Source organism: Akkermansia sp. GGCC_0220 (genome assembly GCF_017566105.1).
GTDB lineage: Bacteria > Verrucomicrobiota > Verrucomicrobiia > Verrucomicrobiales > Akkermansiaceae > Akkermansia > Akkermansia massiliensis.
The window spans coordinates 43,191-57,129 of record NZ_JABFCI010000012.1; the positions used below are offsets into that span (position 1 = coordinate 43,191).

The 13,939-nt window shown below is 60.1% G+C and carries 12 protein-coding genes; 3 read left to right on the forward strand and 9 right to left on the reverse strand.

Annotation, left to right across the window (positions count from 1 at the left end; all coding sequences use genetic code 11):
- Nucleotides 1-37: 37 nt before the first annotated feature.
- Complete coding sequence (locus HJW02_RS09355; protein ID WP_180971062.1) at nt 38-1,249, reverse strand: hypothetical protein; 1,212 nt, start codon at nt 1,247-1,249, stop codon at nt 38-40.
- 195 nt (nt 1,250-1,444) lie between these two features.
- Here HJW02_RS09355 and HJW02_RS09360 point away from each other — a divergent pair, with 195 nt between their 5' ends.
- The gene (locus HJW02_RS09360; protein ID WP_102721062.1) at nt 1,445-1,801 is read left to right on the forward strand and encodes a hypothetical protein; all 357 of its coding nucleotides are present in this window, start codon (nt 1,445-1,447) and stop codon (nt 1,799-1,801) included.
- A gap of 19 nt (nt 1,802-1,820) precedes the next feature.
- Here the strand turns inward: HJW02_RS09360 and HJW02_RS09365 are convergent, their stop codons facing one another.
- The 7 genes from HJW02_RS09365 to HJW02_RS09395 form a co-directional block, all read right to left on the reverse strand.
- On the reverse strand, nt 1,821-2,801 hold the full coding sequence (locus tag HJW02_RS09365; RefSeq protein WP_022397496.1) for a bile acid:sodium symporter family protein: 981 nt from the start codon (nt 2,799-2,801) through the stop codon (nt 1,821-1,823).
- 37 nt (nt 2,802-2,838) lie between these two features.
- Nucleotides 2,839-4,020, reverse strand: a complete 1,182-nt coding sequence (gene tyrS, locus HJW02_RS09370; protein WP_102721061.1) for a tyrosine--tRNA ligase — start codon at nt 4,018-4,020, stop codon at nt 2,839-2,841.
- A gap of 259 nt (nt 4,021-4,279) precedes the next feature.
- Complete coding sequence (locus HJW02_RS09375) at nt 4,280-4,510, reverse strand: hypothetical protein (protein WP_146017944.1); 231 nt, start codon at nt 4,508-4,510, stop codon at nt 4,280-4,282.
- Nucleotides 4,511-4,569: 59 nt separating this feature from the next.
- Nucleotides 4,570-4,932, reverse strand: a complete 363-nt coding sequence (locus tag HJW02_RS09380) for a DMT family protein (protein ID WP_102721059.1) — start codon at nt 4,930-4,932, stop codon at nt 4,570-4,572.
- A gap of 19 nt (nt 4,933-4,951) precedes the next feature.
- Entirely contained in the window at nt 4,952-5,908 is a 957-nt protein-coding gene (locus HJW02_RS09385) for an ABC transporter permease (protein WP_240454339.1), read from the reverse strand.
- Nucleotides 5,905-6,819, reverse strand: a complete 915-nt coding sequence (locus HJW02_RS09390; protein ID WP_102721058.1) for an ABC transporter permease — start codon at nt 6,817-6,819, stop codon at nt 5,905-5,907. Before HJW02_RS09390 ends, HJW02_RS09385 begins: the two co-directional genes overlap by 4 nt.
- 5 nt (nt 6,820-6,824) lie before the next feature.
- A complete protein-coding gene (locus HJW02_RS09395) occupies nt 6,825-8,684 on the reverse strand; it encodes a peptide ABC transporter substrate-binding protein (protein ID WP_102721057.1) in 1,860 nt (619 codons plus the stop codon).
- 340 nt (nt 8,685-9,024) lie between these two features.
- On the opposite strand from HJW02_RS09395, the gene HJW02_RS09400 reads away from it, so the two are divergent.
- Complete coding sequence (locus HJW02_RS09400; protein WP_205575911.1) at nt 9,025-11,109, forward strand: alpha-L-fucosidase; 2,085 nt, start codon at nt 9,025-9,027, stop codon at nt 11,107-11,109.
- A gap of 355 nt (nt 11,110-11,464) precedes the next feature.
- On the opposite strand, the gene HJW02_RS09405 is transcribed toward HJW02_RS09400, so the two are convergent.
- Complete coding sequence (locus tag HJW02_RS09405; RefSeq protein ID WP_102721055.1) at nt 11,465-12,430, reverse strand: thioredoxin family protein; 966 nt, start codon at nt 12,428-12,430, stop codon at nt 11,465-11,467.
- A gap of 213 nt (nt 12,431-12,643) precedes the next feature.
- Between HJW02_RS09405 and HJW02_RS09410 the strand changes: the two genes are divergently transcribed.
- Nucleotides 12,644-13,867, forward strand: coding sequence for a saccharopine dehydrogenase family protein (locus tag HJW02_RS09410; RefSeq protein WP_022397507.1), 1,224 nt, complete (start codon nt 12,644-12,646; stop codon nt 13,865-13,867).
- Nucleotides 13,868-13,939 lie beyond the last annotated feature (72 nt).

The window sequence follows — 13,939 nt, forward strand, 5'->3', positions numbered from 1 at the left end:
TTTCCGGAAACCGGAGGCTTTTCCACCCCTCCTTCCGTCATTTCTCCGCCGTCTTTTTCCCGTTCGCAGCGGGAGGGGCGGACGGTGAAAACTTCAGCTTCACGCCCAGTTTTTTCCAGGCTGCGGCCATTTCCCGCTCCACCTCTTCCGGAGCCTTCCCGTCCAGCAGAACGGCGTGCGCCCCATTGACGTCCTCCGCATCCCAGGCTTCCAGGTAACGCCTGAGGCGTTCCGCCTTGCCGTCCCCTTCCAGATGGCACCAGTACACCGTCCATAACAGATCGGCCCAGTACCGGGACGCGTCCCCCTTTGAAGGGAGGCCATGGCCTGCGGCGGAATGAACGGAATCCCGCGCCAGCAGGTCCGCCAGGGCAGGCAGCGGCTCCCTGCCCGTGCGCACGGCGCGGGGAAGCATGGCAGCCAGCCTTCCCGGAAGCTTCCGGAATACCATCGCCTCCTTCTCCATGGGAAGAAAAGCCATGTACGCGGAAAAACCGTCCACCAGCCAGTGTTCCAGATCCATGGACTGCGCCACCCAGTGGGTGACGGCAAAGCGCGGATCCACCGCGTCCAGCTTCAGCGGCTTTCCCTTTTTATCCCGCAGCAGCAGGGCCGTAAAACTGGTGGGGGAAAACTTGAGCCTCCCGTTCCGCAGGCCCGGCGCCTTGTTGAAATCCTCTTCCTGAAAACATACCCTCACCAGATACTTGCGGGAGGGGCGGCGGGCCACCGCCAGATTCATGGGAACGGCCGCCAGGGCGGACAGAATGGTTTCAAAACGCCGCGCCAGGGCCATGCGTTCCGTTTCCGGCAATTTTCCGGGGGACTCAATGACGAAATGGTCCGTTTCATACACGCTCAGCTCATCCGTCTCCTGCACGGCCTTCACCAGCAGATAGCCGGGCGCGGCCGCCCTCTCCGGCCACGGAGCGTCCCAATTCGGCTCCAGGGGAACGTAACGTCCGCCGGACGCACCCTGCGCGGGAGGGTTCTCCGCCCCCACATCCGTATCCGGAAGCGTGCCGCCGGACTTCACCCATTCCAGGATATACGCCTGGTCGGCGCCGGAAAAAACGTTCTTGGGAACGGCTACTATCCGGCCGTCCTGAAGCTTCAGGTCCACCTCCGCATCACGGACGGCCACCAGCACGGCTACGACGGTAGCGCCCCGGTCATTCGTCCAGATGCGCGCCTGAACGCTTCCGGCCAGGCTCAGTCCTGTCAATACGGACAGTATCTTTACGGGCACGGTCATAGGGCTCCCTTTGTCCGCACAAGCTACCACATTGTCCCGCGGACGCAATCCTTTTTCCGTCCACCCTTGCTCCGCCGGAACCCGTTCCGCCAAAAGAACATGGAGCGGCTCCGCGTCATGGCTTTCCTCCGGAGGGGTTGACACGTCCCAGTAAAACCCATAATCTTATGGAAGAAAGGAAAAGCAGGCATGCACATCAGTCCCCTCAGAAAAAACATTCCGCTGACCGTCGTCACCCTGGCGGCCCTGGGCATCATGCTCTTCCTGTTCTTCATGCACCCCTCCACCCCGGAGGAATCCCTGGAATTCTACACGCCGGACGGCAACGGCGTAGGCTCCTTCCGGGTGGAAATCACGGACATGTCGTCCAACCCCGCCTATACGGAAGTGAAGATCATCCCGGAGGACATGGAGCCCTTCCAGCGGTTCATGTCCAAATTCCGCAACAAGCCCGTCACGGCCAAAATCCCCTCCTACGGCAGCCATGTAGTCGTTCCTGGCCGGGACATGCAGTGTGACGGAGTCCTGCGCCTGGCCGGGCATTGACCGGCAAGCGGAGGCAGCCTTACAGCTTGTCTCCCTTTCCCACGTCCTTCGCCCACTTCCGGGCCAGGAAGGAACAGACCATCAGCTGGAGCTGGTGGAAAACCATGATGGGAATCACCAGCAGCCCGATGGGCGCTCCGGCAAAAATCACGTTCATCATCGGGATGCCGGTGGCCAGGCTCTTCTTGGAGCCGCAGAAAATAATCGCGATGCGGTCCTCCCGGGAGAAATGCAACTTGCGGGAAAGGAAGGCCGTCAGCCACAGGGCCGCGGCCAGCAGAATGCCGCAGAAGACAAGCACCTCCACCAGGGAGAGCCAGGGCAGGTTCTTCCACACGCCGTTAATCATCGCATGGCTGAACGCCGTGTAAATCACCAGCCAGATCGTGCTGTGGTCCGTCCAGGAAGTAATGTTCCGGTGCGTGACCACCCATTTGCCGATCCAGCGCTGGGCAACCTGCCCGGCCACAAAGGGCACCAGAATAATATAGCAGATGTTCAGGAAGGTGGAAAAATCCACGCCCCCCTCCCCTCCGCGGGACCACACCAGCCCCACCAGCAGAGGCGTGAGGAACACTCCCAGCAGACTGGAAACGGAGGCGGAGCAGATGGCCGCGGCCACATTCCCGCCCGCCATGGAGGTGAACGCTATGCTGGACTGCACCGTGGAAGGCAGCATGCACACGTACAGCATGCCCATGCACAAATCCGGCCCCAGCACGCTGTTCCACAGCGGCATGCTCAGAATGCCCAGCAGGGGGAAAATCACGAAGGTGCTTGCAGCCACCAGGCCCTGGAGGCGCCAGTGCATCAGCCCCTCCCATACGGAGCGGCGGGAAAGCTTGGCCCCGTACAGGAAAAAGAGCAGGATGATGGCCGCATCGCTCAAGCGGCTGAACACCGTATCCCACACGCCGGAACAGGGAATCAGAATCCCCGCGCTCACGCTGACGATGAGGCCGACGGTAAAGCGGTCCAATTTGGAAAGGAATCCCGGCATGGAGGAAGGAAGAAAGGTGAACGCCGTTTCCGGCTCCCTACTTGAAGCGCACGGCGTGCTTCTTGCTCAGGCGCAGAACGCTGCCGGGGGCCAGCTCCGGCACGGCGGCGGGGTCCGTCACCTTGGCGTCGTTCAACTGGATGGCGCCGGGCGTGAAATGCTCCTTGCGCAAAACGCCGTTGGACTTCTTCACCTGGAAAACGTTCTCAAAAAGGAAGGCCACCAGGGCCAGCGCATTCATGCCGGCAGGCAGGGAGGCGATTTCCACTTCCGGCAAATCCGCGGCGGCCAGGTCCCTCTTGGAGAAACGGGTTTCCCAGTCCGCGCGGGCGGCGTCCGCGGCGGCGGAGTCGTGATAGCGGGCCGTAATCTTCCAGGCCAGCAGCTTCTTGGCTTCCATCGGGTGCAGTCCCATGTCCCGCTTCTCGCCCAGCAGCACCTGGTAATAGCGGTCCATCAGCTCGTCGCTGGCGCTCATCATCTTGCCGAACATCATTTCCGGCGCTTCATCCACGCCCACGTAATTCCCGTAGGACTTGGACATCTTGCGCACGCCGTCCAGGCCTTCCAGCAGGGGCATCGTCATGGCGATCTGGGGCAGCATGCCCTCCTCCTTCTGGAGGTCGCGCCCTACCAGGATGTTGAAAAGCTGGTCCGTGCCGCCCAGTTCCACGTCCGACCGGATTTCCACGGAATCCCAGCCCTGCATGATCGGGTACTGCATTTCGTGCAGGCGCACCTCCTTGCCGCCCTCCACGCGGGCCTTGAAATCCTCCCGGGCCAGCATCTGCTGCATGGTCACGCGGGAATTGAGCTTAAGCACTTCCTCATACGTCATCTTGCGGAACCAGTCCCCGTTGTAGACGATCTCCGTCCTGTCCCGGTCCAGAATCTTGAACGCCTGCTTGGTGTACGTCTCCGCATTCTCCAGCACCTGCTCACGGGAAAGAGGGGGCCGCGTGACGGAACGGCCGGAGGGGTCCCCGATGGTGGCCGTGAAATCCCCGATGAGCAAAATGGCCTGGTGGCCCAGTTCCTGGAACTGGCGCAGTTTTTCAATAGCCACGGTATGGCCCAGGTGAATATCCGGCGCGGTGGGGTCCACCCCCAGCTTCACGCGCAGGGGACGGCCCAGCTTGAGGCGCTCCTTCAACTCTTCACGGCTGATCACGACGGCGGTACCGCCCATCAATATGTCTAATTGCTCATCTATAGTCATTGATCTGGCGCATAGAGTGCCGGGGGCACCGCGCCTTTTCAAGCTTATATCCTGTGCGCGAAGCATCAGGCCCGGCAAAGGGCCCTCCGGAGCCCGTGCCGGTACCGGGAAGCGGGCGGCCCGGAGGTGGTATCCGTGCCACGCAGGGAACGGCATGCCAAAACTGCGTCCCTTCACACGCGCCCTTCCCGCCAACGCCGCTCCATGATTTACGCTGCCCTTTTCCGCAAGCGGCGGCGTTCCTGCGGAACCGCAAAAACTACATGAGCTGGTACAGGCGGGGATAGGAAGCCTGGTTGGCGGTCACGTAATGCGGGCGGGGCTTGGGACCCGGCCTGTTCTGCCCGTGATGCCAGCCGTTGTTATAATCATTATGGTTATAATGGTGCGACGGACCGGGGCGGTAATAATCATTATTATTATGGCGATGGTGGCAGCCTGCGGCCAGGACGGCTACGGCTGCTGCTGCAAGAATAGGTATTATTTTCATATTCATCTTTCTAAATGGTAAGACCACCCTGAAAGAGGAATGCGAACGAAAAAAGTCTGTCACCCGAGCAAACGCTCCCTATTGACAAAGAAAACGGCCCCCAGCACGCATAAAAAAGCCCACAGGTAGTCCCACTTCCATTTCTCCCCGATGTAGAACAGGGCGAAGGGAATGAACACGCACAGGGTGATCACCTCCTGCATGATCTTGAGCTGGGCCACGTTAAGGCCTCCCGCATTGCCCAGGCGGTTGGCGGGAATCATGAAGCAGTACTCGAAAAACGCCACGCCCCAGCTCATCAGGATAATCAGCAGCAGGGGCTTGTCGTCCGCCGCGGAACCCTTCTTCAAATGCCCGTACCACGCCCACGTCATAAAAACGTTGGAGACCACCAGCATGGAAATCGTTAAAGCAACCTTCATTGTCTTTTATTCAAAAGCGTCAATCCTTGGAAGACTTGGGGTCCAGGGCGTCACGCAGCCCGTCCCCCAGGAAATTCAGCGCCAGCAGGGTGGCGGAAAACAGCAGCGCCGGGAACAGGAGCAGTTCCGGGCTCACCTCCATGCGGTCCGCCCCCTCCTTGATCAGCGTGCCCCAGGAAGAATTGGGAGCCTTTACGCCCAGGCCCAGGAAGGACAGGACAGCCTCCAGCAGCATGATGCCGGGAACGGCCAGCGTCGTGTACACGATGACGGACCCGAACAAATTCGGCGCAATGTGGCGGAACAGAATTTTCATGTGCCCGATGCCCAGGGAGCGGGCCGCCTCCACGAACTCCTGCCCCTTCAGCTCCAGCGTCTGCGTGCGGACGATGCGCGCCAGCGTCAGCCAGCCCAGCGCGCCGATGGCGATGAAGAGGGGAATCAATCCGGTCATGGGACTCACCATCTCCACGGACCAGCCCGTGACGCCGGAAACCCACTGCGTCAGCTGCTGGGCGGGGTCCTCCACGGACAGGGAGAAAATAATCACCAGCACGATGAACGGCAGGGCGAAAAGCACGTCCACCAGGCGCATCATCAGGGCGTCCAGCCTGCCCCCGGCATAACCGGAGACCAGCCCGTACGTCACGCCGATGACCAGGGAAACGCCCGTGGCCACCACGCCCACCAGCAGTGAAATGCGGCCTCCGTACAGCACGCGCGCCAGCAGGTCCCGCCCGAGCTGGTCCGTGCCGAACCAGTGCTGCCAGGAAGGACTTTCCGCAATGCGGGACAGGTCCTGCACATTCGGATGCGGCAGCCACGGCAGCAGCGGACCCAGAAAGCAGGCCGCCACAATCAGCGCCAGCGCCAGCAGGGAACACATGGCCGCGCGGTTGCGCGAAAGCCGCAGAAAGGCGTCTTTCCACAGGGAGGAGCCCTGCTCCTCCATGCTGTTCCATTCCCTGTTCTTCATGACTCCGCCCTCAATCTGGGGTTGACGGCCATCTGCACCAGGTCCACGGCCAGGTTGGCCGCGACGATCAGGATGCCGTAAAACAGGACAAGCCCCTGGATCAGGAAATAATCCCGGTCCGTGGTGGCGTTCACGAAATGCTGGCCCATGCCGGGAACCTGGAAGCAGGTCTCCACTACAAAGGAGCCGGTAATCATGGCGGCAAAGGCCGGCCCCAGGTAGGAAAGGGCCGGAATCAGGCCGCCGCGCAGGGCGTGCTTCCAGACCGTGCGGAAGGGGGCCGCCCCCTTGGCGCGGGCCGTCCTGATGAAATCCTGCCCCAGCACCTCAAGCATGCCGCCGCGCGTCAGGCGCGCCAGATACGCGGCATTCACCAGCCCCAGCGTCAGCGCAGGCAGCACCACGCAACCGGGAGAATCCCATCCGGCCACGCTCAGGCCGGGCACATGCATGCCCAGCGCCACACCCAGCAGCGGAGCCACCACGAAGGCGGGAATACAGATGCCGGCCATGGAAACCAGCATCACCCACCAGTCCATCCACCGGTTCTTGTACAGGGCCGCCACGATCCCGGCGGGAATGCCCACCAGAATAGAAATCACCATGCCTATGACGCCAAGCTGGAGGGATACCGGGAATGACTGGCCGATCATGTCCGCCACGCTGATGCCCTCCTTCACCAGGGACGGCCCCAGGTCGCCATGGACCAGCATGTTCCACCAGTAGCGCCCGTACTGGACCAGGGAGCTCTGGTCCAGCCCGTAGCTGGCCTGGAGCTGCTGGAGGACGTGCTCCGGCAGCTTCTTCTCCCCCATGAAGGGGTGGCCCGGCAGCAGGCGTATCAGGAAAAACGTCACGGTCTCCAGCACCAGCAGGACCAGAAGCCCCTGCCCCAGGCGTTTCAAAATCATCCTGGTCAAGGCGCGGCCTCCTTCCCCTGCTCCCTGGGCGCGCCCAGGCTGATGTCTTCAAACAAATGGTTATCCAGCAGCAGGGGATGCCATCCCCGCACCTCCGGCCTCTTCAAATAGGACCGCCTGGCCCAGTACAGGGGAATCACCGGAGACTCCGAAAGCATCAGCGCTTCCGCACGGGCCAGCAGGGCCATGCGCTTCTCCTGGTCTCCCGTGGCGCGGCTCTCCGCCAGCAGCCGCTCATACTCCGGGCGGGACCAGCCCGTGTTGTTGTTCCCAGAGGCGGAGCTCCACAAATCCAGAAAACTGGACGGGTCCAGATAATCACCGGACCAGGAGGAGGAACTGAAATCATACTGCATGGAATTCTGCGCGAACTTGTAGGCCGTCCATTCACAGGAACGGATATCCACGTGAACGCCCAGGTGCTTCTTCCACATGCCCTGGATGGCTTCCGCCATCGTCTTCTGCACCTCCCTGGACGTGGTCATCAACTCCAGCCGCGGAAACCCCTTCCCGCCGGGGAAACCCGCCTGCGCCAGCAGGGCGCGCGCCTTCTCCGGATTGAACTCCACCCCGTGCGGCGTCTTGTAGCCTGCGCCGTCCGGCGTAAAGCCGAAGCACGGCTGGCCGCCCCCGCACACCACGTCACGCACCAGGGTCTCCCGGTCCACGGCCAGGGAAAGGGCACGCCTGACGCGGGCGTCATCCAGAGGCGCGCGCGACGTATTCAGCCGGTAAAAAATAGTCACGTAATAATCATCCTGGCAGAAATCACCGCCGCCGCGCTCCCGCGCGTACGCCGTCATCTCCGGGGGAACGTTATTGGTGACATGGAGCTTGCCGTTGAAAAACATGCGGGTTTCCGTAAAGCCGTTCACGGTGGGTAGAAAACGGACCCCGTTCAGCCGGACGGAGGAGGCGTTCCGGTAGCGGGGATTGCGCCGCACCTCCACATAATCATTGAAACGGTGCTCCGCCATCAGAAAAGGACCATTCCCCACAGCCTTGCCGGGCCGCGTCCAGCCCCCCGTCCTGTCCAGCATGCCGCCGTGGGCTTCCACCGCATGGCGGGGAACCGGAAACCAGGTGCAATGAAGCAGCAGCAGGGGAAGCTGGGGCATCGGAGAACGCATTTCCAGCTCCAGGGTATGATCGTCCGCGGCGCGCACGCCCACATGGGCCTCTTCCCACAAATCCGGTCTTCCGGCCCGGACATCCTCCAGCATCCGGGCCGCGATTCTCCGCGCGCCTTCCTCCGGCATTCCGTCCGGCCACTCCATCCGGGAAATATCCTTCCGCAGCGCCTCCAGCTCCCGGGCGCCCATGCCGTCCAGCCTCTCCCAATCCACCCGTGCCAGAGCCTCTCCATCCAGCCCCGCTTCCCCGGCCAGCCGGGAACCGGGGCCGCACAGCAGCAGGCTGCGCCTGTTCCGGTTGTAAGCCTCCGCATTCTTCAGCGGATAAAGCATGTCCGCGTACCTCCCGCCAAACTCCGGATGAAGCAGGCGGTGGTAGGCATAAACGAAATCATGGGCCGTCACCGGAACGCCGTCGCTCCACACGGCGTCCTTCCGCAGGGAAAAACGCCACTTGTCCGCCTCCGGATTATGCGTCCAGGACTCCGCCACGGCTGGATGAAAAACGGAGTCATCCCTGGAATCACCGCGCAGCAGCCCTTCCATCACGGCATTGATAATCTTGAAATCGGAAACGGAGGTGGCAATATGCGGATCAAAACTCTGCGGTTCCGCATTATTGCCCACGATCAGCACTCCTTCCTCCTGCGCCCGTTCCACGCTGGTACGCGTATCGCATCCGGCGAGCAGCAGCATCACACAGAACATCATGAACAGGCGCATGGCGGGATTCTGTCAGGTTTCCTTCCCCCGCGCAAGGCTTCACGTCAAGAAATACGACGATAGAGCCGCAACAGCCGGAGCCGCCGCCGTGAAGCGCCGGGCAACGGCGTTAAAGTTCTTCATCCCGCTCTGGGCCGGTTCCCCGTTCGTGATAAAAATTCCTCTCTTGTACGGCTGCATTGCATGCAAAATTTCACAGAAAACAACACCGCACCCTCCTCACTGGTCTTTTATAAAACGGGTTCCTTTATCCTGTTCGCCCGGCCATTCTCTCTTTAAGTTTTTGCTTATGTTCAAATTCAAAAACCATGCCTTCTGTCTTCTGACCGCATTTGGGGGGATGCTCCTCACTCCGGCCTGGGGAGAGCCCGTAGCTCCGTGGCTCAGAGCCTACATTAACGGGGAGGAAGTGGTCGGAACCACGCTGGAGAGCCGCTACAGCACTCCTGAGGACGAACCCGCCAGCCCTGTCATCCAATGGGAAAAAGCGGATTCCCGGACCGGAAAGCCCGTGCTGGTGCAGCAGGGCAAGGACGCGGAATCCTACACCCTGACGGACAAGGACGCCGGAAAATATTTCCGGATCATCGTGGGCGGCGGCACGAAGGATGCGATTGCCAGCCCGTGGATAGGCCCGGTCATTACGGAAAAGCAGGCGGAAAGCATCAACAACCGTTTTGACCCCGGCAAAAGCTATCAGGAAAACGTGGACGCACTCCAGAAGGAGCTGTCTGAAAAGCTCAAGGACGCCGTTTATTTCACCGTGGACACGGACAAACTCCACGGCGCCCCCTACGCGATGGCGGCCAACGAACGGATAGCCCTGCCGGAAGACATCAGGCCCTTCCGGGAAAACGGGAAAATCTATGTAAACCACCCCTTTGTGCAGGCCGTTTTCAAGAAGGAGCTGCCGGACGAAATCATGGAGGAAGCGGGCGGCCAGAAGGCCTACGAAATAGGGAACGTGGCCAGGGCGCTGAAACTCAACCTCTGGCTGGGAGACAAGGAAAAGGCTCCCCTCCCGAACTTCCGCATGCAGCCCATGGCGGAAGGCCTGGTGATTCTTTCCCCTGAAAAAAACGTCTTTTCCCCGGTCGCGGACCGCGACCTGATCAATGAAGCCGTCAACAGGCTCTTCGACTTCAAGGCCAGCGACGAACAGTTAAAATGGTTCCGGGACGCCAAATTCGGCCTCTTTGTCCACTGGAACCCCTCTTCCCTGCTGGAACGGGAAATCAGCTGGGAACGCAATGCGGCGCGCCCCAAGGACAGCGCAAGCGGCCATAAAAACATCATGGACTTTGAATATGACTCCGCCCACCGCCGCTTCAATCCCAAACAATACGATCCCCGGAAGTGGATGTCCGTCGCCAAAAAAAGCGGCATGAAATATGCCGTGCTGACCACCAAGCACCACGACAGCTTCTCCAACTTCCCCTCCGACTACGACACCTTCACCATCGCCAATACCCCCTACGGCAAGGATATCGTGGGGCAATTCGCGGCGGCGGTCCATGCGGCAGGGCTCAGGCTGGGCTTCTACTATTCCGGGCGGGACTGGTACAATCCCTACTACCTGACCGACCAGCACTACCGCTACCTGGAATACTACTTCGGCCAGATCAGTGAACTGCTCACCCGCTACGGACAGGTGGACGTGCTGTGGTTCGACAGCCTGGGCAACAGCTCCCTCAACCAGTGGGATCCCCGCACCATGATGCGCCGCATCAAGCAGTACCAGCCGGACATTCTGGTCAACAACCGCATGAACGGCACCCGCGGAGGCAACAAGGGTCCGCTGCCCGACGACCTGAAAGGAGATTTCCTGACTCCGGAATGCAAGCTGGGGCCGTTCAACGACAAAACGCCCTGGGAAAGCTGCATGACCGTGGCGGACATCCCCGGCACCCGCTGGACGGGCAACTGGTCCTACACCTCCAAGGCGAAGGCCAAGCCCGTGGAAACCTCCATCAAATTCCTGATCAACAACACCGTCAAGGACGGCAACCTACTTTACAACATCGGACCCACGCCGCTGGGCACGTTCGACCCGAAACAGGCTGAAACCTTCCTGGCCATGGGCAAGTGGATCGCCCCCTACCGGGAAGCCATTTACAACACCCGCGGAGGTCCCTACAAGGACCAGCCCTGGGGCGGCAGCTGCTACAAGACGGACCGGCGCGGCAAAAAAACCGTCTACCTGCATGTCAGCCCGCTGATTGCTCAACAAGGAAAAGAGCTGAAAGGCTCCGAACCTCTCTTCATCAAGGACATCGGCGAGAAATTCACAAAAGCGACCGTCATCGTGAACAGCAGTGGAAACGGAAAAGCCGCCAAGCTTGAAAAGGAAGGCGCCCAATACAAAATCACGCTGCCCGCAGGCGTGACCTGGGACAGCCTGGACACCGTCATCAAGCTTCAATAACCCCCTTTTTCTCCCACGGAGAGAGCATGCAGCCAGCCGGCCCGGCATCATGCCGGGGCCGGTTTTTTTATTCCGCAAAACAGGCATGCATGCTCCACAGGATTCCTTTCTCTTCCATAACCGGGCTTGGCGGAAAGAGCGGCGCGGCGCGATGCTCCCTTCTCCGCAGCCGCGTGTAAAAGAGGAACAGACGCCTTTAAGGCAGGCTGCACCCGGCGGGAACTGACGGGCACCCTCTCAACGGAAGCCGCTTAAGCGAGCAGCTCATGGCGAAAAAAAGAAAAGCCCCGCAGCGGCATGAACTGCTGCGGGGCCGTTTTCCCAAATCAGGGGATCAAGGAAAGGGAGCTTTTACTTACTTGCTCTGGGCCTTCTTGGCTGCTTCAATCTGAGCTTTGATCTGGTCCTTGTTGGCAAGAATGCCGGCCTTGATGCGGGGAGCACGCTGCCCGGCTTCCGTACCCGGCATCAATTCGGCCACCTTGTCCAGAATCAGCACGGCACCGTCTACGTCACCAGTGGAATTCAGGTAGGTCCCGAACTCCATCATCAGCAAATCCTGCTGGGTTTCCGGCAGAAGCTTGTCACGGTCGGGATAAGCCTTGACCACCTGGAGAGCTTCCGCAGGCGTGGTCTTGTCCGTCAGCTTGCCGGCAAGATAATCCTGGACGTCCTTCTGTTCCTTCTTAAGCTGGTCGGCGTGCGCGTCAGCGGCTTTCAAGCCGGACTTGTCATCCTTGTCCAGCTTCTTGATTTCCGCCTTCACGTCGCCGTAAAAATTGTCCACATACTCCTGGGGAGCCAGCTTGAGCACTTCCATCAGGGCGGCAACCTTCGCTTCATCCGTGGTGGCCTTGGCTACATTTGCCTCAGCGGCGTTCAGGGCTTCCTTGTTCTTCAAGGCGTCCTGCATGGCCTTCATCACGTCATCCTTGGAACGGCCGCCCACAAATCCCCCGAAGGGCTTACCGGAAGCGTCCGCAAATACGATCGTCGGGAACCCCTGCACGCCGTACTGCTGGGCAAGCTTGTCATTGGCGGCTTTCATTTCCTTGGACTGTTCCTTGCCGCGCGGATAATCCAGCTCCACGAGCACGAAATTCTTCTGGGCGTCCTTCTGGAAATCAGGCTTGCTGAACACGTTGGCGCGGAGCTGCATGCAGGGTGGGCACCAGTCGGAACCGGTGAACTCGATCATGAGGTCCTTCTTCTGTTCGGCGGCCTGCTTCTTGGCGGCATCCATATCGGTAATCCATCCTTCCGCGGCAAAACAGGGAGCGACGCAGGCGGCAACAACTATTGGCAGAATTTGTCTAATCATATCTACAGTTCAATATTGAAGAGTCCGACATCCAGCGTCAATCTCTTGTTCAATCATTTTTGGAAAATTTCCAAAAGGCCGCGCCTTCCGCAAGGAAAACGCCGTTCGGCAGCCGACGGGAACGGCCATTTGGACCGTGGGAAGGCAGTGTCATTATTGCACCAAATCCGGGGTTGCCTTTCAAACTGTTTTCACTTATGTACTGGGCATATCATGAACACGGTTTTAATCATTGGAGCAGGCGGCGTCGGACATGTGGTAGCCAACAAATGCGCCCAACTGCCGGACATCTTTCAAAACATTCATCTGGCCTCCCGCACGAAAAGCAAATGTGACGCCATTGCGGACGATGTACGCGCCAGAACGGACGTCAATATCACCACCCACGCCGTGAACGCGGACGACGTGCCCGCCACCGTGGCCCTCATCCGGGAAGTCAAGCCGCAGCTGCTGATCAACGTGGCCCTTCCCTACCAGGATTTGAACCTGATGGACGCCTGCCTGGAAACCGGCGTCAATTACCTGGACACCGCCAACTATGAACCCCGGGACGTAGCCAAATTCGAATACTCCTGGCAATGGGCGTACCAGGACAAATTCCGCAAGGCCGGACTCTTTGCCCTGCTGGGCTCCGGCTTTGACCCCGGCGTCACCAACGTCTTCACGGCATGGGCGCTCAAGCACCACTTTGACGAAATCCATACGCTGGACATCATTGACGTCAACGGCGGCAATCACGGCAAGGCCTTCGCTACCAACTTCAACCCGGAAATCAACATCCGGGAAGTGACTGCCCCCTGCCGCCACTGGGAAGACGGCGCCTTCCGGGAAACCGCCCCCATGAGCATGCACCGGAGCTTCACCTGCCCGCAGGAAGTGGGCACCTATGAAATCTACCGCATGTACCATGAAGAAATGGAAAGCCTGGTCAAGCACATCCCCACCATCCGCCGGGCCCAATTCTGGATGTCCTTCTCCCCGAACTACCTCAAGCACCTGGAAGTGCTCCAGAACGTGGGCATGACCCGGATTGACCCGGTCATGTACAATGGAGTGGAAATCATTCCGCTTCAATTCCTCAAGGCTGTGCTGCCGGACCCGGGGGACCTGGGCAAGACCACGAAAGGAAAAACCTGCATCGGCAACGTCATCACCGGAACCAAGGACGGCCAATTCAAGGCCGTGTACATCTACAACATCTGCGACCATGAAAAATGCTTTGAAGAAGTTGGATCCCAGGCCATCTCCTACACCACGGGGGTTCCGGCCATGATCGGCGCGGAAATGATCCTTACGGGCAAATGGTCCGGCGCTGGCGTCTTCAACATGGAGCAGAACGATCCGGACCCCTTCATGGACGAACTCAACAAGCGCGGCCTTCCCTGGCACTGCGTGGAACTCACGGAAGAACAGGCCAAAGCCCTGCAAGTCCATTGACAGCAGCCTCCGGCCGAAGCCGTCCGCTCCATCAAAAGCCGGGCATTGACTTCTCAAATGCCTGGCTTTTAC

Excerpts from the sequence above, each read along its gene's own strand:
- HJW02_RS09360 (WP_102721062.1), top strand. The coding sequence starts at position 1,445 with ATGCACATCAGTCCCCTCAGAAAAAACATTCCGCTGACCGTCGTCACC.
- HJW02_RS09365 (WP_022397496.1), bottom strand. The coding sequence starts at position 2,801 with ATGCCGGGATTCCTTTCCAAATTGGACCGCTTTACCGTCGGCCTCATC.
- tyrS (WP_102721061.1), bottom strand. The coding sequence starts at position 4,020 with ATGACTATAGATGAGCAATTAGACATATTGATGGGCGGTACCGCCGTC.
- HJW02_RS09375 (WP_146017944.1), bottom strand. The coding sequence starts at position 4,510 with ATGAAAATAATACCTATTCTTGCAGCAGCAGCCGTAGCCGTCCTGGCC.
- HJW02_RS09380 (WP_102721059.1), bottom strand. The coding sequence starts at position 4,932 with ATGAAGGTTGCTTTAACGATTTCCATGCTGGTGGTCTCCAACGTTTTT.
- HJW02_RS09385 (WP_240454339.1), bottom strand. The coding sequence starts at position 5,908 with ATGAAGAACAGGGAATGGAACAGCATGGAGGAGCAGGGCTCCTCCCTG.
- HJW02_RS09390 (WP_102721058.1), bottom strand. The coding sequence starts at position 6,819 with ATGATTTTGAAACGCCTGGGGCAGGGGCTTCTGGTCCTGCTGGTGCTG.
- HJW02_RS09395 (WP_102721057.1), bottom strand. The coding sequence starts at position 8,684 with ATGCGCCTGTTCATGATGTTCTGTGTGATGCTGCTGCTCGCCGGATGC.
- HJW02_RS09400 (WP_205575911.1), top strand. The coding sequence starts at position 9,025 with ATGCTCCTCACTCCGGCCTGGGGAGAGCCCGTAGCTCCGTGGCTCAGA.
- HJW02_RS09405 (WP_102721055.1), bottom strand. The coding sequence starts at position 12,430 with ATGATTAGACAAATTCTGCCAATAGTTGTTGCCGCCTGCGTCGCTCCC.
- HJW02_RS09410 (WP_022397507.1), top strand. The coding sequence starts at position 12,644 with ATGAACACGGTTTTAATCATTGGAGCAGGCGGCGTCGGACATGTGGTA.